Annotated in this window: 17 protein-coding genes; 2 read left to right on the top strand and 15 right to left on the bottom strand. The window is 37.3% G+C overall.

Features of this window, described 5'->3' with window-relative positions; all coding sequences use genetic code 11:
- Positions 1-187 precede the first annotated feature (187 nt).
- Together HMPREF1654_RS01565 and HMPREF1654_RS01560 are read right to left on the bottom strand one after the other, a co-directional pair.
- A complete protein-coding gene (locus tag HMPREF1654_RS01565; RefSeq protein ID WP_004233854.1) occupies positions 188-1,564 on the bottom strand; it encodes a HAMP domain-containing sensor histidine kinase in 1,377 nt (458 codons plus the stop codon).
- A complete protein-coding gene (locus HMPREF1654_RS01560) occupies positions 1,561-2,217 on the bottom strand; it encodes a response regulator transcription factor (protein ID WP_003073252.1) in 657 nt (218 codons plus the stop codon). Before HMPREF1654_RS01560 ends, HMPREF1654_RS01565 begins: the two co-directional genes overlap by 4 nt.
- Positions 2,218-2,605: 388 nt before the next feature.
- Between HMPREF1654_RS01560 and HMPREF1654_RS01555 the strand changes: the two genes are divergently transcribed.
- Positions 2,606-3,619 carry a lactonase family protein gene (locus HMPREF1654_RS01555; RefSeq protein WP_003073253.1) on the top strand — a complete coding sequence of 338 codons (1,014 nt, stop codon included), beginning with the start codon at positions 2,606-2,608 and terminating at the stop codon, positions 3,617-3,619.
- 115 nt (positions 3,620-3,734) lie between these two features.
- On the opposite strand, the gene ezrA is transcribed toward HMPREF1654_RS01555, so the two are convergent.
- The 7 genes from ezrA to HMPREF1654_RS01520 all read right to left on the bottom strand — a co-directional run bounded on the left by ezrA (position 3,735) and on the right by HMPREF1654_RS01520 (position 13,587).
- Positions 3,735-5,459, bottom strand: a complete 1,725-nt coding sequence (gene ezrA / locus HMPREF1654_RS01550; RefSeq protein WP_003073254.1) for a septation ring formation regulator EzrA — start codon at positions 5,457-5,459, stop codon at positions 3,735-3,737.
- An 87-nt stretch (positions 5,460-5,546) separates the two neighbouring features.
- Positions 5,547-7,493 (bottom strand): DNA topoisomerase (ATP-hydrolyzing) subunit B, encoded by a 1,947-nt coding sequence (gene gyrB / locus HMPREF1654_RS01545; protein ID WP_004233847.1) that lies wholly within the window; start codon positions 7,491-7,493, stop codon positions 5,547-5,549.
- A gap of 12 nt (positions 7,494-7,505) precedes the next feature.
- A complete protein-coding gene (locus tag HMPREF1654_RS01540) occupies positions 7,506-8,069 on the bottom strand; it encodes an HAD-IA family hydrolase (protein ID WP_003073256.1) in 564 nt (187 codons plus the stop codon).
- A 127-nt stretch (positions 8,070-8,196) separates the two neighbouring features.
- Positions 8,197-8,745 carry a DJ-1 family glyoxalase III gene (locus HMPREF1654_RS01535; protein ID WP_004233795.1) on the bottom strand — a complete coding sequence of 183 codons (549 nt, stop codon included), beginning with the start codon at positions 8,743-8,745 and terminating at the stop codon, positions 8,197-8,199.
- Positions 8,746-8,757: 12 nt separating this feature from the next.
- Positions 8,758-9,990 (bottom strand): FtsW/RodA/SpoVE family cell cycle protein, encoded by a 1,233-nt coding sequence (locus HMPREF1654_RS01530; protein ID WP_003073258.1) that lies wholly within the window; start codon positions 9,988-9,990, stop codon positions 8,758-8,760.
- 36 nt (positions 9,991-10,026) lie between these two features.
- On the bottom strand, positions 10,027-11,007 hold the full coding sequence (locus tag HMPREF1654_RS01525; protein ID WP_004233925.1) for a YeiH family protein: 981 nt from the start codon (positions 11,005-11,007) through the stop codon (positions 10,027-10,029).
- Between the two features lie 120 nt (positions 11,008-11,127).
- Positions 11,128-13,587 carry a bifunctional DnaQ family exonuclease/ATP-dependent helicase gene (locus HMPREF1654_RS01520; RefSeq protein WP_004234004.1) on the bottom strand — a complete coding sequence of 820 codons (2,460 nt, stop codon included), beginning with the start codon at positions 13,585-13,587 and terminating at the stop codon, positions 11,128-11,130.
- 136 nt (positions 13,588-13,723) lie between these two features.
- Here HMPREF1654_RS01520 and HMPREF1654_RS01515 point away from each other — a divergent pair, with 136 nt between their 5' ends.
- A complete protein-coding gene (locus HMPREF1654_RS01515) occupies positions 13,724-14,359 on the top strand; it encodes an MBL fold metallo-hydrolase (protein ID WP_004233891.1) in 636 nt (211 codons plus the stop codon).
- A 34-nt stretch (positions 14,360-14,393) separates the two neighbouring features.
- On the opposite strand, the gene ftsX is transcribed toward HMPREF1654_RS01515, so the two are convergent.
- The 6 genes from ftsX to HMPREF1654_RS01495 all read right to left on the bottom strand — a co-directional run bounded on the left by ftsX (position 14,394) and on the right by HMPREF1654_RS01495 (position 20,435).
- Entirely contained in the window at positions 14,394-15,320 is a 927-nt protein-coding gene (gene ftsX, locus HMPREF1654_RS01510) for a permease-like cell division protein FtsX (RefSeq protein ID WP_003078109.1), read from the bottom strand.
- Complete coding sequence (ftsE, locus tag HMPREF1654_RS01505) at positions 15,313-16,005, bottom strand: cell division ATP-binding protein FtsE (protein WP_003073263.1); 693 nt, start codon at positions 16,003-16,005, stop codon at positions 15,313-15,315. Before ftsE ends, ftsX begins: the two co-directional genes overlap by 8 nt.
- A gap of 101 nt (positions 16,006-16,106) precedes the next feature.
- Positions 16,107-17,202 (bottom strand): peptide chain release factor 2 gene (gene prfB / locus HMPREF1654_RS01500; protein WP_100207842.1). Its coding sequence is split into 2 segments (ribosomal slippage): positions 16,107-17,129 and positions 17,131-17,202, totalling 1,095 coding nucleotides; the frame shifts between segments, so codons are not numbered across the junction.
- A 208-nt stretch (positions 17,203-17,410) separates the two neighbouring features.
- Positions 17,411-17,515, bottom strand: a complete 105-nt coding sequence (locus HMPREF1654_RS10150; protein ID WP_016670361.1) for a hypothetical protein — start codon at positions 17,513-17,515, stop codon at positions 17,411-17,413.
- A 36-nt stretch (positions 17,516-17,551) separates the two neighbouring features.
- Positions 17,552-17,683 (bottom strand): hypothetical protein, encoded by a 132-nt coding sequence (locus HMPREF1654_RS10285; RefSeq protein ID WP_004233921.1) that lies wholly within the window; start codon positions 17,681-17,683, stop codon positions 17,552-17,554.
- Between the two features lie 58 nt (positions 17,684-17,741).
- Entirely contained in the window at positions 17,742-20,435 is a 2,694-nt protein-coding gene (locus HMPREF1654_RS01495; protein ID WP_004233920.1) for a cation-translocating P-type ATPase, read from the bottom strand.
- Positions 20,436-20,536 lie beyond the last annotated feature (101 nt).

Genomic DNA, 20,536 nt, shown 5'->3' with positions numbered 1-20,536 from the left:
AAGCTAATAGAGTAGTCCCAACTGCATCCTCTACGCGATTTCCAGCTTCACGCGCTCTCTACAAGATTTCCTGCAGGTGATATGTCTCTAGAAAACATTATAGCACGATTGAAAAAATTTGCAAGCTCTATGTCCATACGATATAAAAAAGCAATCATCTGTTCAGTTCCTGAACAGATAACTGCTTTTAACGTTCATTATCTGAGAAAAAAATTGTAAAACGCATTCGCGTGCCATCAATAGCCTCAAAACAATGATGCAAGTTGTGTTTCTCCAAAATTTGTTGAACAATAAAGAGTCCCAAACCTGTCCCACCATCTTTACGATTACGACTATAGTCTGGACGATAAAACGGTTGAAAAATCTTCTGAATTTGCTGTTCATCTAATACATGCTCTGCATCATTTTCAATGATGAACCGACCATGTTCGACAATTAAAAGAATTTCTCCACCAGCTAATGCGTAATGAAAAGCATTGTCCAATAAATTTTTAATTGCCTTTAATAAATACATTTTGTTACCATGAACATGAAGTTCTTCTAAATGAACGATAAACTTGTAACCTTTCATATCAGCCAGCATTTTATAAGTATTTAAATTTTCCTCTAAAAGCTGCTTAAGTGAAAACTCCTCTTCTTCCGCTTCTATACGCATTTCAATCTTAGAAATCGCCAAAATAGATTGCACAAGCCTAGATTGTTCTTCCAAAATTTCACGGCATTTATGTAAATATTTATCTTTATCCTTGAAATCGCCAACTCCATAGATCATACCATCTACAATTCCCATCATGCTAGTGATTGGTGTCTTCAACTCATGAGAGGTCATACGAAGGAACTCTGCTTTCTCCCGCTCGCTTTCAGCCACTTTTTCATTTTCCAATCGCAAAGCTTCAATACTCATCAACAGATTTTGATAAAGAGTGTTAATATCTTGAGCAAGATTAGAAATTTCATCATGACCTTTGACGGGACAAATTACATCTGGAGAAAGAGTTGCCATCTTACGCGTACTTTCTGAAATTTCTTTAATGCGTTTGGTTGCAAATCGACTGTAAAGAAAAGCCGCTACACCACCCAATGCTAAAGAAAAGAATAAGATATAAGGATAGAGGCTTAACAGCACATAATTAGCATCCGATATTGGTTGGAGAGAATATTCTCCACGCAAAGTCAATGTGGTACCTTCCGCCGTTTTTATCTTCTTACTCATACTTTTGGTTTGATTATTCAAACTCATGTCAGAGGGTAAAATTGTTAATTGAAATTCCCCCTTTTCATTCGCTAAATCAATACGAGGATAAATAAGTTTTCCTTTTGCATCTAATATGCTAAACCAAACGCGTGTATTCTTTCGATTGTAGTCACTTAAAAGCTTTCCTATGTCATCTGACGGCTTCCCTTGAACCTGCTGGGCAATTTGGGAAAACTCACTTTTAGCCTCTCGATGTTTGACTTGATCATAATAAACAGGCATCACAAAATAAAGTGTCGCCAGAACCATTGTCACGACAATAAAAATAATCGTTCCTGTCAAAAGGAAATGCTTTTTAGCAATTCTCACTCTTCTTCTCCCCCAAGTTGGTACCCCATACCAGTAATTGTTTTAAGAGGAATTCCAGGGATTTTTTTTCGAATATTTTTTACATGATTATCTAAAACACGACTATCTAGTTCGCTATAACCCCAGATTGTATTCATCAATTGATCTCGTGTCACTAAATGATTTTTTCTTTTAGCCAGAGCTTGGATAATTTCATATTCTTTTTTGGTTGGAGACATTTTTTCTTCTTGCCAATAAACCGTGCAATCATCAACTGAAACACGCAAATCCCCAACAATAATTTCAGATTCTGTTACTGTACTACGGAAAATATTCTCAATCCGTTTCATCAAAATCAATGGTGAAAATGGCTTGGTGACGTAGTCACTAATCAAATGATTAAAGCTGACCAGTTGAGTATATTCATCATCTAGTGCAGTTAACATCATAACTGGTACCTGTGATGTTTTTCGGATTTCCTTTAGCACATCCAAACCACTCATGGAAGGTAACATAACGTCCAAAACGATTAAGTCAAATGATTTTTCTTCAAATATACGCAAAGCTTCTGCACCGTCAAAAACGGCTGTCACTTCATAATGGTTTTCTTTTAAAAATTCACAAATCACTTGATTGATGGTAGTGTCATCTTCTACTACTAAAATCTTATGCATTTTTTACTCCTTAAAATATAAAATTACTAATCATCCGTATAAAGATTACTTTTATTATACAATAAAATCACGAACTTACAAAGATTGAACTTCGTGATCTAGGACAAAATTTTTTTCAAAAAATCTAAACATTTTAGAAGCGAGAACAACATTCCTTAAACCCTTCCGATAACACAAAAACTTTACAACGTTTCTGTCATCTGAATCAGTTTAATGCTATTCTCGTAAATCTATTTTTATTGTAACAAAGCCATCTGTTCCCTTTCTACCTCAAATCTATTTTTTATCTATTTTTTAGACGTAAGACTAACAGGCGCTTTCGTTTATGAAAACTATTTCATCTATTTTTATGTTATAATAAAAGTACCAAATTTTTTCGAGGTGAATGATGACTCAAACAGTTTATTTTGGAACTTATACACGTCGTAGCTCTGAAGGAATTTACAAAGCTGATTTTGATACTAGTACAGGCGAACTAGCAAATTTAACACTTGTTGCAAAAGAACCAAATCCTACTTATTTAGCTTTTGACAAACAACATTATCTATATTCTGTTGGAGCTGAACACGGTGAGGGAGGTATTGCAGCTTTTAACAAAGCTAGACAACTCCTTAATCACGTCGTAGCGGAAGGTGCTCCGCTATGCTATGTGAGTGTCGACGAAGCAAGAAGTCTTGTGTACGGAGCGAATTACCATAAAGGACAAGTATTAGTTTATAGGCGACAAGAAAATGGTAGTCTAAAATTAGTGGATTCCGATGTCCATATCGGTTATGGCCCTCATGAAAACCAAACGGCTGCTCACGTGCATTATGCGGATCTAACGCCTGATAAATATCTGGTTACATGTGATTTGGGTACGGATGAAGTTGTAACATACGAAATTAGTGACTATGGACGCTTAAATCGTTTGGAAACCTATCATGCGACATCTGGTGCTGGTCCACGTCACATTGTATTTCACCCAACCTACAAAATCGCTTATCTCATTTGTGAATTAAACTCCACTATTGAAGTTTTAATTTATGATGGAGATGGTCAATTCGAACGTATGCAAACTATTTCAACCTTACCAGAAAACTTTTCAGAATTCAATGGAACAGCTGCCATTCGCTTATCTGCTGACGGTCGATTCCTTTATGGTTCCAACCGTGGACACAATTCAATCGCAGTTTATAAAGTGGCAGGCGACGGAACTCTTGAACTCGTAGAAATTGTTCCGACAAATGGAAAAAATCCGCGCGATTTTAATATCACACCAGACCAACAGTATGTGATTGCGGTTCATCAAGACTCAGATAATGCCACTGTTTTCAAACGCGATCCAAAAACAGGAAAATTAACAGAAATCTCACATGATTTCTTTGTCCCAGAAGGAGTTTGTGTCACTTTTACCCATTAAAAAATATACCAATCACATCAATTAATGTGGCTGGTATTTATTTTGTACGAAAAGTTATAAGATATAGAAAAATGGAGATAAGAAAATAATTTCTTATCTCCATTTTAATCTCCGTTTAAAATCGGATATTTTCACGTGTTTTTTCATAAGATGTAACAAAACGATTGGTTACACCAGGTTCTACTACATCCAATGCTTGTGAGATTTCTTCAAATGAAGCTTGATAATCAAAGTCATTCTCAAAAATTTCCAATGCACGGTTGAAAGCAGTCTGTACTCCCTCGTCAAATGAACGATAACGATTTGAATACTGCAATAGTTGTTCTGTTAACGTTGCATTTTCAACAATCCGATAGGTTTCATTCTCAAGTTCATTCATATCATTTGTCAAAATTTCCAGCATACGGTTTACTGACTCGATATTGACACGGTATTGCTCCAATTCTGCTAATAAGGCTTCTGTATTATCACTTGCAGTAAAGAAAACAGTCAGGAAGCTCCGTGGAATACCTGGTAAATTGCGTTTTTCCATATAACGTTTAATTGTATGCAGTTTATTGATATAAATATTGACTTTTTGTCGAGCATTGGCATCATCCTTTTCGATTTTTGCCAACTTTTCACTTAATACTAATTGTTCATCTTCAATTTCTTTAACTCGTTTTTGAATGGTTTCAAGGTTTTCTTGAAGAACAGAATAAGCTTGTTTTCTTTCTGAAGAATCTTCAATAGCTTCTAAAACAACATCATCTAAACTCGAAAGTTCACTTTGAAGTCGACGAATATGATTCGTATCACTTTCCGTCAATAGATATAGTTTTGAAAGGCGGGCAATCTCTGTCAAAAGATTTTGATTGTTTTCTTTTGTATGGTTCAAATAATCTGGTAAACTATTGACTAATTTGACAACTACTTTATGCGACGCAATTTCGCGGTTGAACATATCATACAAAGCATCCACTTCTTCTTGGATTTGCGTATTTTCATACTGTGCATTATCCAATTCCAAACTGGCAATATTTTCACTATTCCTTTTTAAACTAGTATGTAATTGTTGAAAACGAGATTCAATATCCGTTTCAATAAAATGATATCCTGACTCCAGCAATTTACGATAACCAGATTCCAGATCCTCTAACTGTTCGGGCAATTTGTGAACCAGGTCAGAGACAAGCGCTGGAATTTTTTCGACAATCTGCGTCAAGGCAAGAATATGATTTTCTGTTTGATCCAAAATTTCTGCTGCTTCAACAGGGTCTCCTGATGAATTTAAAGTTACAAATTGGGAAAATTCAGATTGAATTTTTTCTAATTGTTTTTCAATCTCAGGAAGTGCAGAGCCATAACCTTCTGTATCATTTGCAACAGATACCTGTAGCTTTTCAAACAACTCCAAGGTATGCAAGACACGGCCACTATTCTTTGATTCTTGCTTTTCTAATTCAGCAAGTGCATTACGAATAGCAGTAATGTCCTCTTCAATTAGGTCAATCTGACTTTCAATTTTATCAATACCATGTTTTGCTTTTAAAAAGCGGAACGAATTATTGTGACCTTCTGTTTCAAAGAGATTGTTTTCAATATCTGCAAAAGAATTTAAAGAAAGATCAACCCATTTTTGATTCCATTCACGAAAGGCAACTTGACTTTGGCCAATCAAATGCATATTTTTTACTGCTTCTACCTCATCGTTTACAGGAAGATTATAAAGTTCTTCTTTGTGCTCTTCTAACTTAGCAAGTAAAGCATCATTTCTTTTTCTCAATAAGACAGCAGCTATATAAGCAACAATCAAGAGAACTGCTATCACTATAATTAGTACGATTAGTCCGTTAGACATGTAAAACTCCTTCAAAATATTACTTGAAAATAATCATGATTATTATATCATAATTTTACTGGTAAATGTGAATTTTTTCAGATTTTTTTAAACGTCCAATGTACTATAAACGGCATTTTCTTCGATAAATTCACGGCGAGGTTCTACACGATCACCCATCAGCATGTCAAAAATCTTATCTGCTTCTGCTGCATCATCTACTGAAACACGCGCCATTAAGCGATGTTCTGGGTTCATTGTTGTTTCCCAAAGTTGGTGATCATCCATTTCACCTAACCCTTTATAACGCTGGATACTTGGTTTGGAGCGACCTTCAGAATAACGTTCCAATGCCAACTGCAGCTCTTCTTCTTGATTGACTCCGGGTTGGATATATTCTTTCACTTCACTGCCAACTTTAACACCATAAATAGGCGGTTGTGCAATATAAACATATCCTGCTTCCAAAACAGGTTTCATATAACGATAAATCAATGTCAACAGAAGAGTTCGGATATGGGCACCATCAACATCAGCATCAGTCATAATGACTAGCTTTTGATAGCGAGTCTTATTCACATCAAAGTCTGCGCCAAAGCCTGTTCCCATTGCAGTAAAGAGGCTACGAATTTCTTCATTTGCCAAGATTTTATCCATACTGGCTTTTTCAACATTTAAAATCTTACCACGAATTGGTAAAATAGCCTGAAATTCCCGATTCCTACCAGACTTAGCTGAACCACCTGCTGAGTCTCCTTCCACGATAAACAATTCTGTTTCATGCGGATCATTGGAAGAGCAGTCTGCTAATTTACCAGGTAAGTTGGAAATTTCCAGTCCTGATTTCTTGCGGGTCACTTCACGTGCGCGCTTAGCTGCAATCCTAGCTTTAGATGCTAAAATCCCCTTCTCAATAATTTTTTTAGCAACTGCAGGATTTTCCAAAAGAAAATCTGAAAAGGCTTCACTAAAGAGACGATTGGTAATTTTAACAACTTCACTATTGCCCAACTTTGTCTTTGTTTGTCCTTCAAACTGAGGATTAGGATGTTTGACAGAGATGACAGCTGTCAAACCTTCACGAACATCTTCACCAGTTAGATTGTCTTCATTTTCTTTTAAAAGTTTATTTTTCTTCGCATAGTCATTGATGACACGCGTGAGTGCTGTACGGAATCCTTGTTCATGAGTTCCACCTTCGTGGGTGTGGATATTATTTGCAAAACTCATGACTGTTTCGTGGTAACCTGTTGTGTATTGTATAGCTACTTCAACAGTAATATCATCCATTTCTCCGTCTGTATATATAGGATTCTCAAAGATAACGTCTTTGTTTTCATTGATGTATTGGACATAGCTAGCAATTCCACCTTCATAATGGTAATCTTTTGTTTGTTCCAATCCTTCGCGTTTATCTGTGATAGAAATCCGCAATCCGCGATTCAAGAACGCTAGTTCCTGTACCCGTTTATTCAATTTTTCAAAATCAAATTCAACAGTTTCTGTGAAGATTTCTGGGTCTGGAGTAAAGTGAACAGTTGTCCCTGTTCGATCTGTTTCCCCAATAATTTTCAAATCCGCGACGACCTGACCGCGACGATATTCTTGAAAATGAATCTGTCCATTTTTATAAACACGAACATCTAACTGAGTTGAGAGAGCATTGACAACGGAAGAACCCACCCCATGAAGGCCACCGGAAACCTTATAACCGCCACCGCCGAATTTTCCTCCAGCGTGGAGAATCGTAAAAACTGTTTCTACTGCAGGACGGCCAGTTTTCTCTTGAATATCTACAGGAATCCCACGACCATCGTCGACAACCGTAATCGAATTATCTTTTTCTATAAATACTTGAATATGGGTTGCAAAACCTGCTAGTGCCTCATCAATTGAGTTATCCACAATTTCCCAAACAAGGTGGTGAAGTCCTTCCTTTGAAGTTGAGCCAATGTACATTCCTGGGCGCATACGAACAGCTTCTAACCCTTCAAGAACCTGAATTTGACTAGCATCATAATCCTGTGCTTGCATTTCTTTCGTTTCTTCTGACATACGATTCCTTTTCTATATTTTTATAAATTGCTCGAGATTTTCCATATTATCAAAGAGATAAGTCGCAAAACCAGCTGCTTGACCAGCTTCTGTATCAATCAAACGATCTCCGATGACTAAACCGTTCTCAATCTGATATTTATCTTTTAAGTAAAGCATTGACTCAGGATTTGGCTTCCTTTTAAAACCACGACTAGACGTTACAACTTCTGTAAAATCTGTCAAAATCTCTGTTTTCTCAAGAATCTCTAAAACCTGATCATTTCGATGAGAAATCAGAAAATTACGCCCTCCTCGTGCAATAATTTTCTTAAGCAACTCCGAAGCCCCTTCAAATAAAACAGGATGAGCTAATTCTATCGCTTCATTCGCTTTATAGGTTTGCAAAAATTGAGGAATGCCGGATGCAAACTGAGCAATCGCATAGGGAGTGGAAATCTTCAATGCCTTGTATACATCATCATGGCTAGCTCGAATCCCAGCATCAGCTAATGTTTCTACAAATGCAGCAGTTGAAGTCTCGTAATTATCGAGGAGAGTCCCTCCTAAATCCCAAATATAATCTTGATAATCCATACCTTTTATTATAACATATTTTTCTAAAAAATGGCGGCTAAAAGGGGGAGGAAAGCTGTTTGGGGAGGAAAGATTTAAATAAAAAACTTATCTGGAAAATTCCAAATAAGTTTTAGTCTCACAAAAGTCAATCACCATAGACATCATTGTAAAGCATCGCAGTTGCAAGCTGATCACTATCTCCACCTAACTGATGAACCAACTCATAAGCAAAAGCTAAGGCTGTTGCAGGACCTCGACTGGTAATCACTTTCCCATCAACAACGACAGTTTGTTTGATGTAAGTTCCAGTTTCAATATCTGACTCGATACCATCGTAACAGGTAAATTGTTTGTTCTTTAAAACTCCTGCACGATTTAATGCAATCGGTGCCGCACAAATAGCCGCTATTCTCTTGCCTTCTTTTTGCATATTTTGTAGAGCTGACATTAAACGATCATCCTCTCTCAGATTAGTTGCTCCGGGCATTCCTCCCGGTAGTACCACTAAGTCATAATCATCTAACTTTCCATCCCAAATTTGATCCGCTTGAACTGAAATATCATGAGAACCCGTCACAATCTTTTCAAAGCCAATCATTTCGCAAGTAATACCAGCACGACGCAGAACATCTACAACCGTTAACGCTTCAATTTCTTCAAATCCATTGGCCAACATAACAGCTACTTTCGTCATACTTCTTCTCCTTTATTTTAATTGTTTTAATACTACTTTTTTACGTCTTGTAGGATAATGTAAGTGTTTCTCATCTGATAGATTATTTTGATAACTCATCGAAAGCAAAAGTCCTACACCAATTAAATTACTAATAATGGAAGAACCCCCTTGAGAAATGAATGGCAGCGGAATTCCTGTCAAAGGCAAAATCCCTGTTACTGCTCCAATATTTTCAAAAATATGAAAGAGTAGCATCATGATAAAACCAGTTGAAATATATGTATAAAACTGATTATTTGATTTTAGGGTAATTTTTAGCATACGATAAATTAATAGCAAATACAGTGCAATCACAGCTGTTGCACCAACAAAACCAAAATCTTCTGCAATAACAGTGAAAATCATATCACTTTCACGGACAGGCACCAATAGATTGGATACATTAAACCCTTGTCCCCAGAGACCACCACTACCAATTGCTATTTGGCCTTGTGCCTGTTGATACGTAGTTGTTTGCGCATAATCAAATGGATTCAACCAAGCCAAAATCCGGTTAATCTGGTATGTTGGCATCCCAATTTGGTGTAAAAAGGCTCGGCCATCTTTTGAAATAAAAATCAACAAAAAGCCCCCACCTATAACCAAAATAGCTAAAACAACTGGTACAATAATTTTCCAAGATACACCTGATAAAAGAACAATTCCTGAAAAAATTGCAATAAAAACCAAAGCTGTCCCTAAGTCACTCTGTAATGTCAATAAAATCAAAACTGGTAGTGTATAAACTGCTAGTTCACAAATCAGGAAAAAATCCAATTGGATTGTTCGCTCTCTATCTTTATAGCGCTTCAAAAAATTAACAACGACCCGTGACAACATCAGAATATAAGAAATTTTCATGAATTCAGACGGCTGAAATAAGGTAACACGTCCTATAGTCACCCAGTTTTTTGCTCCTGTTGACGCAACTAATTCTGAACTATAAAAAATAAGCGGCAGCACCATCAGGGATAAGCCAAAGACATATAAGTATGGCGTTATTTGCCAAAGAAATTTTGTATTAAATAGCATAACAATCAAACTGATAACTGTCCCCAGAGCAATCCAAGCAATCTGTTGTCCTACAATCGGCCAAACATTTTTGGGATAATCATGATTAACAGCGATATAAATAGCTACAACACCAATAAAAAGCAAACAAAATACTGGTAAAATTAAACTATAATCCACTCGTGAATCAATCGAGCGCTTTTGATAAGGCATATCTCCTCCAAAGTAAACAAATACACGTCAAGTATTTTATGAAAAAAAGTATTGAATGATTAAGCTAGATGCTGCAACTGCAAACCAAGCAAAGGCACCTGTTAGCAATGGTGCTGCACCTGCTTTTCTAAATTGTCCAAACGATACTCTCGCCCCAATCCCAGCAAGAGCCATTGCCATGAGCCATTGTGACAAGAATTTTGTTACTGGTACAAAGGAACTTGGAAAGATGCCTATACTAGTAACAATAGACGCTACGACAAACCACAGAATAAACCAAGGAAAAATATTCTTTAAATCAACTTTTTGATGACTATTTTGGGAGTGTATATATCGAATCCCTGCAAAAATGAGACAGGCTGGTACAATCATTAAAGCTCGACTCAGTTTAACAATTGTTGCTAAATCTCCCGCCGACTGACTGTAAGTATATCCTGCTGCTACAACAGATGATGTATCATTGATAGCAGTTCCTGCCCAAGTTCCAAAAGTTGCATTATTCATATGCATCAGATGTCCTAAAAATGGGAAAATAAAAACTGCTAAAATGTTAAAGAAAAAAATTGTTGAAATAGATAAAGCGATATCTTCATCTTTTGCTTCTAAAATTGGCGAGGCTGCTGCAATGGCAGAACCACCACAAATAGCAGTCCCGAACCCAATTAAAGTAGTTAAAACTTTACCCATCCCCAACAAACGACCTACCACATAAGCTGAAAGAAAGGCGATGAGAATCGTTAAAATACTAATCTTTAATGAGGAAATACCTGTAGCAGAGACACGGCCAATGGACATGCTGAACCCCAGCAAAATAATGGAATATTGCAGTAATTTCTTTCCAGAATAGGCTAAACCAGCATGATAAGTCTTTTTTATATGAAAAAGATTATTGGCTAAAATTCCCAAAAGAATGGCAAAAACGCTGGAGCCAATCAAGGGAAAGAAATTTCCCAAGACGGTTGCTACTGCCGCTAATACAAAAGCAAAACCAATCCCTGGAAGATATTTTTGATACATATTGAACCTTCTTTCTTTGTGTTTCTATTATAACAAAATTTAAAACTAGCAGCGGAGAAAATTAGTATTTTTAACAAAAAAACTCAGTTTACTTTGAACTGAGTCATTAATAAATTGAAGTTACATCGTTTCCTTCTTCAAAAATTGCTCTATCTCTTTTGGAATTTGTTTCATACTTGTGATGGATAGCGGAGCAACTTTTTCTAGAGCTGTTTGAATTTGGCGTCCATATCGCTTACTTAAAATGCGATTGTCTAAAATAACAACTGCTGATTGCTGTTCTTGATGTCGAACGGTACGCCCTAAAGCCTGTTTTATGCGTAAAATCGCGACAGGCAAGTTATAATCATAAAAAGGATTCTTACCTTCTTGTCGCAATTTATTATTAAGTTTCTGTGTAAAGAAATCACTCGGATTATCAAAAGGGATTCGCGTAATCATTTCAATCATTTGCTTCTGACTAGAAAAATCCGTTCCCTCCCAAAAGCTACCCGCTCCTAGTAAAATACTAGTTTCTCCTCTATCAAAGCGACGTTTAATATTAGCTGCTTCGCCATTCTTATACTGGGCTAAATGAGGAAGACGTAAGCGTTCTGAAACAGCCAGTAGTAATGATTTTGATGTAAACAAAACCAAAATAGGAATTTCTTGATTAGCTAACTTATGAACCCATTTAGCAATCAAATCTGCATATGTCTCCACATCTAAATCCACCACATTTGGGAAATCCTTGTCCAGCCATATTTTCTGCTGAAACTTCATTTTCTGTGCTAACTGATAAAACGGTGCATTCTCAAAACCAAGTAAATGGGCCAAATGAACTTTTTTGCTAATTTCCAACGTGGCTGAAACAAATAAGACCTGAACTTTTTCAGGTAACAAGGATCTAAAATCTAGCACTTTTAGACAAGTAGCTTCTAACATCATCACCCGATAATCATCAAATTGGTCTTCTTTCAACCAAAACTGGTCATATTTTGTAGCGAAAATAGCGCGTAAGTCAGAAAGAGAGGAGGTATTTATCTCTGACAAGTCTTGTCTGAGTTTAGAACAGGCTTCTTTCGTTAGTTCATTTTTTTTGTAGCGTTGAAATTGTTCCGCCGCATGAGCCAACTCAAATTGAATATCTTCTAATAAACGGCGTTGTAAAATGGTATCTGCTCTTGCAAGTTCCGATTGAATCTGCTGCAAGCATTTTGTCATATTAAGTGATTTTCGAGATAGATTTTCCAAAGCTAAAAACAACTTCTGCGCTTCATCCACAATCAAAAGCCGATTTTCTACAATTGACTTATCATCTTCTAATCGCGTCAAAAAATAGGCATGATTCGTCACTAACACACGACTACGCTTCGATTTTTCTTGACCTTTTTGCCAAAAATCTGTATCCCAAAAATGAGATTTTTTGCTCAATTTCCCGTCATGAAGAACCTGTTGTAAATAAGTCTGATAACGATGTCGTTGGCCAATTTCATCCAGATCACCCGATTCTGTTTCTGTAAGCCAAACTAAAAGTAACATTTTGCAACGATTGACCAGACGATTATCATCTACTTGTTGCAAACTATCATAAAAGAAGTCAAGTTTCAAATAATTGGCAGGACTTTTTAAGCTATGAAGAGAAATATGAAAAATTTGTTCTAAGTTCTGCCCTTCATTTGCCACAATCTGATCCTGCAATACTTTCGTAGGAACCGTCACCAAGATTTGCTTGCTCGTTTGCCCCAAAGCTGGAAGTAAGTAACCATAGGTCTTTCCTAACCCCGTCTGAGCTTGTAAAAAGCTTGATTGATGACTTTTCAAAGCCTGTTCTACCGCATGGGCAAACTCATCTTGTTCTTTTCGTTCCTCTAAATCCAACAAACTGATGTTGTGTTGGAAATTTTTGGATAGCTTCCTTGCTTTTTTAAACCTTTTACTTTTTCTAAGAAAAATACCCTGCTGCTTTATCAAATCATGGCAAGTGAAATCCGACATATGATCAAAAGCATCCTCTATTGCCAAACGTGATTCATAAATCAAACTATTCGAAAACGTTAACAAATATTCCACTAACTCTTTTGGAAGTTTTTGAATTTTTTCTTGTATTTTTAAAAATAATGTAGCTGTTGCCGAGGCATCTGCAAGAGCTGTATGTGCGTGTTCTAAAGGAATTTCTAACTGTTCACATAAAATTCCTAGATTATATTTTTCAAATTTTGGAAAAAAAACTTGCGCAAGTTCCACCGTATCTATCCTCGGAGTCACTAATTCAAACCCTTCCCAAAAAAGGGCTTCTGCAAGTAAATTGGCATCAAATTTCACATTATGAGCCACAAAAATGGCATCTTCAATCAATTTATAAATCTCACGAGCCACTTGAGAAAAGTCTGGCGCCTTTCTCAATCGCTTATCTGTCAATCCTGTTAATTGGCGAATATGAGGATCCAACTTCTCATGAGGGTTCACATCAGTTTCATAAGCTTTGACAATCTGTCCATTTTCAATGATTACAATTCCGACTTGGATAATCTTTGCATTGCTGCGGGCACTGGTCGCCTCCAAATCTACCACAGCATATTTTCTTTTTTCTTGTGTCATACTAGAAAAATTATACCATAAATCCAACTATTTCGTATCACGTTTTATGTCTTATTTTCTTTTGACGAATAAAGCAATATTTCTTTTGTGTCATTTCTCACATTTTTTGTTAAACTATGAAAGGAAGGGAGCTCTCATGATAACAATTCATAAAACTTTAAATTCTCAAGCATACGAAAATACTTATTATTTAGAAAACGAGCATCATCTTATCGTAGTTGATCCGGGTAGCGACTGGGAGAAAATTGCAGCAAAAATTCAAGAAATCAATAAGCCAATTACAGCTATTTTGCTGACTCATACTCATTACGATCATATTATGAGCGTTGATTTAGTTCGTCAAGACTTTCGCGAGCCTCCTGTCTACGTGGCTGAAAGCGAAGCAGCCTGGCTTTATACTCCAGAGTATAATTTATCCGGACTAGATCGCCATCAGAATATTGATGATGTTGTTCTCCAACCCGCCAATGCTTTTTATGACTATCATATTCCTTACAATATAGATGATTTTTATTTTTACGTCGTACCAATACCAGGGCATTCAATTGGTGGCGTTTCAATCATCTTTCCTAAGGAACATTTTGTATTAACAGGTGACGCCTTGTTCTGTGAGACAATTGGTCGAACAGATTTATATACCGGAAACTCAGATCAACTTATTTCGAGTATCAAAAAAGAATTACTAACCTTACCTGATTATGATGTCTATCCCGGGCATGGTTCTCAAACCACCATTGTCCACGAAAAAATGTTTAATCCATTTTTACATTAAAAAAAGCCTAAACAGGCTTTTTTATATTTTTCTACTAAATCCTCAAGAATCGTCTCATGGAAAGAACTGAACCGAATGACCCAATAATAATTCCTACGACAAAGAGGAAGGTAATCATCAGTGGAACAAAGGTTTGCGGCATAATCATTGAAAGATTCTGACTAGCAAGTGATGGATTGAACGATTTATAAGCTACTTCATAAACAAAATAGACTAACCCAGCCGGAATAACCGCTCCGAACAATCCAATCCAGGCTCCTTCTAACAAGAAGGGACCTCGAATATAACTGTTTTTAGCGCCGACTAGACGCATGATTTGAATTTCACGGCTACGCGAAATAATTGTAATACGGATGGTATTCGAAATCAAGAAAACAGCTATAAAGACTAAAAGAAGCACCCCAACAGTTCCCCATGTACGGATAAACTCAGCCAGAGCAAAGATACGTTTTGTATTGGCACCGCCATCTTCAACTTCAGAAACACCTTCAATTTTCTTCGCATTATTTGCAACAGAATTGACATACTTCGGTTCTGTTGTATCCACGATATAGGCATCATGCAAAGGATTAGCATCTCCTTCAAAGAGTTTCCAATCTTTCCCCATGACTTCTGTTAATTTCTTTAATTGTTCTTCTTTACTAGAAAACTTCACTGATTTCACATGAGACATCTTATTGAGGGCGTTATAAACTTTATGATAATCCTCATTCTTGACTTTTTGACCTTCTTTTGTAATGGTCTTTTTATTGTCCGCTGTATCTGGTCGCATATAGACCATAACCCGTACATTGTTTTCAATATCTGTTGCTAACTTCGCTGTATTTAAAATGACTGACACAAAGATTGCGACTAAGCCCAGTGTAATCATCACGGAGCTGACTGCAGCAACTGTCATCCAACCATTTCGCTTTAAACTCTTAAGCGATTCTAGTAGGTGACTTAAAAATCTACTATTCATCGTATCCGTATTCTCCTTTTGCTTCATCACGCACCACACGACCATTTTCGATGGCAATAACGCGGTGACGCAAAGTATTTACAATTTGGCTATTATGAGTGGCCATTAAAACAGTTGTTCCTTGCAGATTGATTCTTTCTAGTAAATTCATGATTTCCCACGAATTATCTGGATCCAAATTTCCTGTTGGTTCATCTGCGATTAAAACTTTTGGATTATTTACAATAGCACGTGCAATTGCAATCCGCTGTTGTTCACCACCTGATAGTTCATTTGGAAAAGAACGAACTTTATGCTTCAAGCCAACCAAGTCCAGTACTTCCATAACACGTTTTTTAATATTCCGGCGGCGTTCACCAATAACTTCCATAGCATAGGCGATATTTTCATACACCGTCTTTTTAGGTAACAATTTATAATCCTGGAAAACGACACCAACACTTCGACGTAACATTGGAATATCGCGTTTTTTTATCTTAGCCAGATTAAATCCAGCAACTTGTAAGCTACCCTTATCAAGTTTTACTTCTCGATATAATAAACGAATAAACGTTGATTTACCAGCTCCAGAAGGTCCTACAATATAAGTGAATTCTCCTGGATTTACTTCAATAGACACACCACGCAGGGCTGTTGTCCCGTTGTCATACTTTTTGACAACATCTCTCATTTCAATAATTGACATTTATTGTTAAGAGTTCCTTTCATCAGATAGTTGAAAGAGTGGGATTGATAACCTTAATTATATACAATTACAATCTCTGCTCCACTCTCTTAAATTCATGTTTAATTTAATCGCCATTTCAAGTAAGCATCTATAAAGCCATCTAAATCACCATCCATGACTTTATCAACTTGAGCTACTTCGTAACCAGTTCGATGATCTTTAACCATAGTGTATGGTGTAAAAACATAAGAACGGATTTGACTCCCCCAAGAGATTTCTTTTTTATCTCCTTTGAGCGAGTTTACCTCGGCTGCTTTCTTCTCTTGCTCCATTTGGTAGAGTTTTGCTTGCAGTAATTTCATGGCCCGATCACGATTTCCATACTGGGTACGATCAACAGTGGATTGAGTTACAATTCCCGTTGGTATATGTGTCAAACGAACACCAGTAGAAACCTTGTTGACGTTCTGACCACCGGCTCCTCCCGAACGGAAAGTATCCATCTTAATATCGTCATCGCGAATTTCCACCTCAATGGTATCATCCAACTCTGGCATAACCTCTACTGAGGTAAAGGAAGTATGACGGCGTTTAGCGGAATCAAATGGCGAAATCCGCACCAAACGGTGAACTCCCATTTCTGACTTGAGCAGACCATAAGCATGTGGTCCTTCAAATGAAAGGGTCACCGACTTAATCCCCGCTTCATCTCCTGCTTGATAATCTAACACTTCGACTTTAAAGCCATGGGCATTACCAAACCGATTATACATCCGAAGCAACATATCGCCCCAGTCTTGCGCCTCTGTACCTCCAGATCCTGGATGAATCTCAAGGATAGCATTGTTATGATCATAGGGTTCTGATAACAGCAAGGTCATCTCATAACTTCCCATCATCTTATCCAGCTCATCCAGCTTTTCTTCTAATTCCTCTTGCACAGATGCGTCTTCAGCCAAGAAATCCAGTAAAATTTCCAATTCATCAAATAAATCAGTCATTTGGTGAAAATTACTATAGGTTTGTTTGAGTTCGTTTAATTCTTGAGATGTTTTTTGCGCTGCAATGTTGTCATCCCAAAAGTCAGGTTCTGTCATCTTGTTTTCTAAGATGGCGATTTCTTCTTCCAGACTTTCTAAGTCAAAGAGACCCCCTGAAAGAAGCTAATTTTTCACGATTTGCGTCAATTTTTTGACGAATTTCTGAAATATCCATAGTTACCTCTTTTCATGCATCATTTTATTATATCATAAGTCAGTATTTTTTTCTAACTTCTGACAGAATCCAATAATAGTTATTGTATAAAATTTCTAAGTTGTAATCAAGAAATTTCATTTTTTGTTACATGATTGTTAGATAGATTGCCATCTGAAGAGGAATATTAAGTAGACAGATACAGAAAAATGATTTATATAGTAGTGAACTATTTTACTAGTTCTTGTTCAATAATTTCTAAAACACCTAATTCTTGATTGCTCGGTGTCTGATACTTGGCTACTCTCTTTACTATTTCAGATTCGTTTTTCATCGCATAGCCTGCTCTACATAAGCTAGCTTTTCTAGGTCATTTCCACCGTCTCCAAAAGCCGTCATCTCCTAAATTCGAGTGACCAACATGATCTAACATCCAAAGGATTTCTTCTTGTTGATAAATCGGCATATCCTGTGCTAATTTTTCTTTTAGTATTTTTTCCATATCTTTCCTTTTCAATTAGATTATTAGAAAAAGTCATCCAAAGATGACTTTTTCTTTCTTAAATAGCATTCTTATCAAAGCCAAGTTTGCGTTGGATAAATTTGACAATTTCTACAATGATAATCATTGAAAAACTGCCAATAAGGACTGCTGCCCATTGTGAAAGATCCAATTTTGTCACATGAAAAATTCCTTCTAGTGGCTCAATCAAAATAGTAGAAGCCAACAAGATAAAGGAGACCAAGATAGACCAATTAAAAGTTTTAGACTTGAATGGTCCGACTGTCAGAAGTGATTGATAAACAGATTTCACATTAAAAGCGTGGAACAGTTGAATTAATCCAAGTGTTGCAAAAGACATGGTTAGGGCATCTGCATGAATAGCTCTCATATCCCCAACATGAACAGGATTCATCAAGGCATAGGCATAAACACCAAGTACCAAAGCACCTTGCAAGAATCCTTGATAAATAATCGAGCTCATAACACCACCTGAGAAGAAGCTAGACTTACGACCACGCGGTTTATGCGTCATCACACCTGGCTCAGCAGGTTCAACTCCCAGAGCAATAGCTGGAAAAGTATCTGTCACTAAATTAATCCAAAGTAGGTGAACCGGCTGCAGCACATCCCAACCAAAAAGAGTTGCTAGGAAAATAGTCAAAACTTCTGCCGTATTGGCCGAAAGCAAATATTGAATCGTCTTTTGAATATTAGAGAAGACTTTACGTCCTTCTTCAACAGCCACGATAATCGTTGCAAAGTTATCATCAGCCAGAATCATGTCAGAAGCACCTTTCGAAACTTCGGTCCCAGTGATTCCCATTCCAATACCGATGTCGGCTGTCTTCAGGGCTGGGGCATCATTGACACCATCACCGGTCATAGCAACAACTTTACCTTGATGTTGCCAAGCTTTGACAATCCTCACCTTATGTTCAGGAGATACCCGTGCATAGACAGAGTATTGGCCAACAACTTTTTCAAACTCTTCGTCTGACAATTCGTTAAGCTCGACACCAGTCATGACATGGTCTTTACTATCATCATTGATAATTCCTAGACGTTTGGCAATAGCTTCCGCTGTATCTTGGTGATCACCTGTAATCATAATCGGACGAATGCCTGCTTCTTTCGCAACCCGTACAGCTTCTGCAGCTTCTGGACGTTCAGGGTCAATCATGCCAATCATACCTGTGAAAATTAAATCATTTTCAAGATTTTCAGACGTTAAGTTTTCTGGGATTTTATCAATAATTTTGTAGGCACCAGCCAACACGCGCAAGGCTTGATGAGCCATACCTGAGTTATTATCTTTAATCAGCTGAATCGTTGCCTCATCAATCTGCGCAATAGTTCCTGCCTTGTCACGAGACACACAACGTTTTAAGAGTTGATCCGGCGCACCTTTTACAGCAACCAAAAATCTACCGTCTGGCAAAGGATGAATAGTTGACATGAGCTTACGTTCAGAATCAAACGGCAACTCTGCTACACGAGGATACTGTTGCAAAAACGCCTTGACATCATACCCTTTATCTAAAGCATACTGAATAAAGGCTGTTTCCGTTGGATCTCCAATGAGTTTTTCATCTTGATCGATTTTAGTATCATTAGCAAGTACAACCGAGCGTAGCAATGGCAAGTCGAGTCCGAGGTCAATAGCTTGTTTTGCTTCGTGCAAGCTACCATCATAAAAGACTTTCTCAACTGTCATTTTGTTCATAGTTAATGTACCAGTCTTATCAGAAGCAATAATTTCAGTAGAGCCAAGCGTCTCAACTGCAGGAAGCTTTCTGACAATGGAATTTCTCTTCGCCAAAACTTGGGTACCAAGTGCCAAGACAATGGTTACAATAGCAGGAAGCCCCTCTGGAATTGCTGCAACGGCAAGTGCAACTGATGTCATCAATTCTCCCAGTGGATCTTTTCCTTGAACGAATACACCAACCACAAAAGTGATAGCTGCAATAATTAAAATCGCATAGGTGAGCACTTTTGACAGACCATTTAGATTTTGCTTGAGTGGAGTATCTGTTTCATCAGCGTTCTGAAGCATACCAGCAATATGACCAACTTCCGTATACATACCTGTATTGACAACTACACCCATTCCCCGTCCGTACGTAACATTTGAATTTTGGAAAGCCATATTGATGCGGTCACCCAGTCCTGCATCCGCAGCTACATCAACAGTCAGATGTTTTTCAACAGGAACAGATTCACCAGTCAGAGCTGCTTCTTCGATTTTCAACGTGTTCGCTTCCAAAAGACGCATATCAGCAGGTACCACATCACCAGCTTCCAGTATAACGATGTCTCCTGGAACTAATTCCTTAGAATCTACTTCTGTCACATGCCCGTCACGCAGCACGCGCGCAGCTGGGCTAGACATAGATTTTAGTGCTTCAATTGCTTCTTCTGCCTTGCCTTCTTGATAAACTCCAAAAATGGCATTAATAATGACCACAGCTAGGATAATAATCGCATCTGCAATATCTTCACCACCTGAAGTCACAACTGAAAGAATAGCAGCAATCAGCAATATGAGAATCATCAAATCCTTGAATTGCTCAACGAATTTCATCAGAAGGGATTTTTTCTCTCCTTCATCTAGTTCATTGCGACCGTACTCATCTAAACGCTTAGCAGCTTCATTGCTTGTTAAACCCTGCTCAGAAGTTTCCAAATTCTTTAAAACTTCTTCCGAACTTTGCGTATAAAACGCTTGGCGCTTTTGTTCTTTCGACAAAATAGTTCCTCCTTTAATCTCTTTTTGACAAACAAAAAGAGACCTGTTTACTGTAACAAGTCTCGCTGTTTCATACAAGGCCGGAAATTGCTTTCGTATTG

It is taken from the genome of Streptococcus intermedius SK54 = ATCC 27335 (genome assembly GCF_000413475.1).
Taxonomy (GTDB): domain Bacteria; phylum Bacillota; class Bacilli; order Lactobacillales; family Streptococcaceae; genus Streptococcus; species Streptococcus intermedius.
Note: the sequence above shows the minus strand (reverse complement) of the source record. Positions and strands in the feature narration are given on the sequence as shown.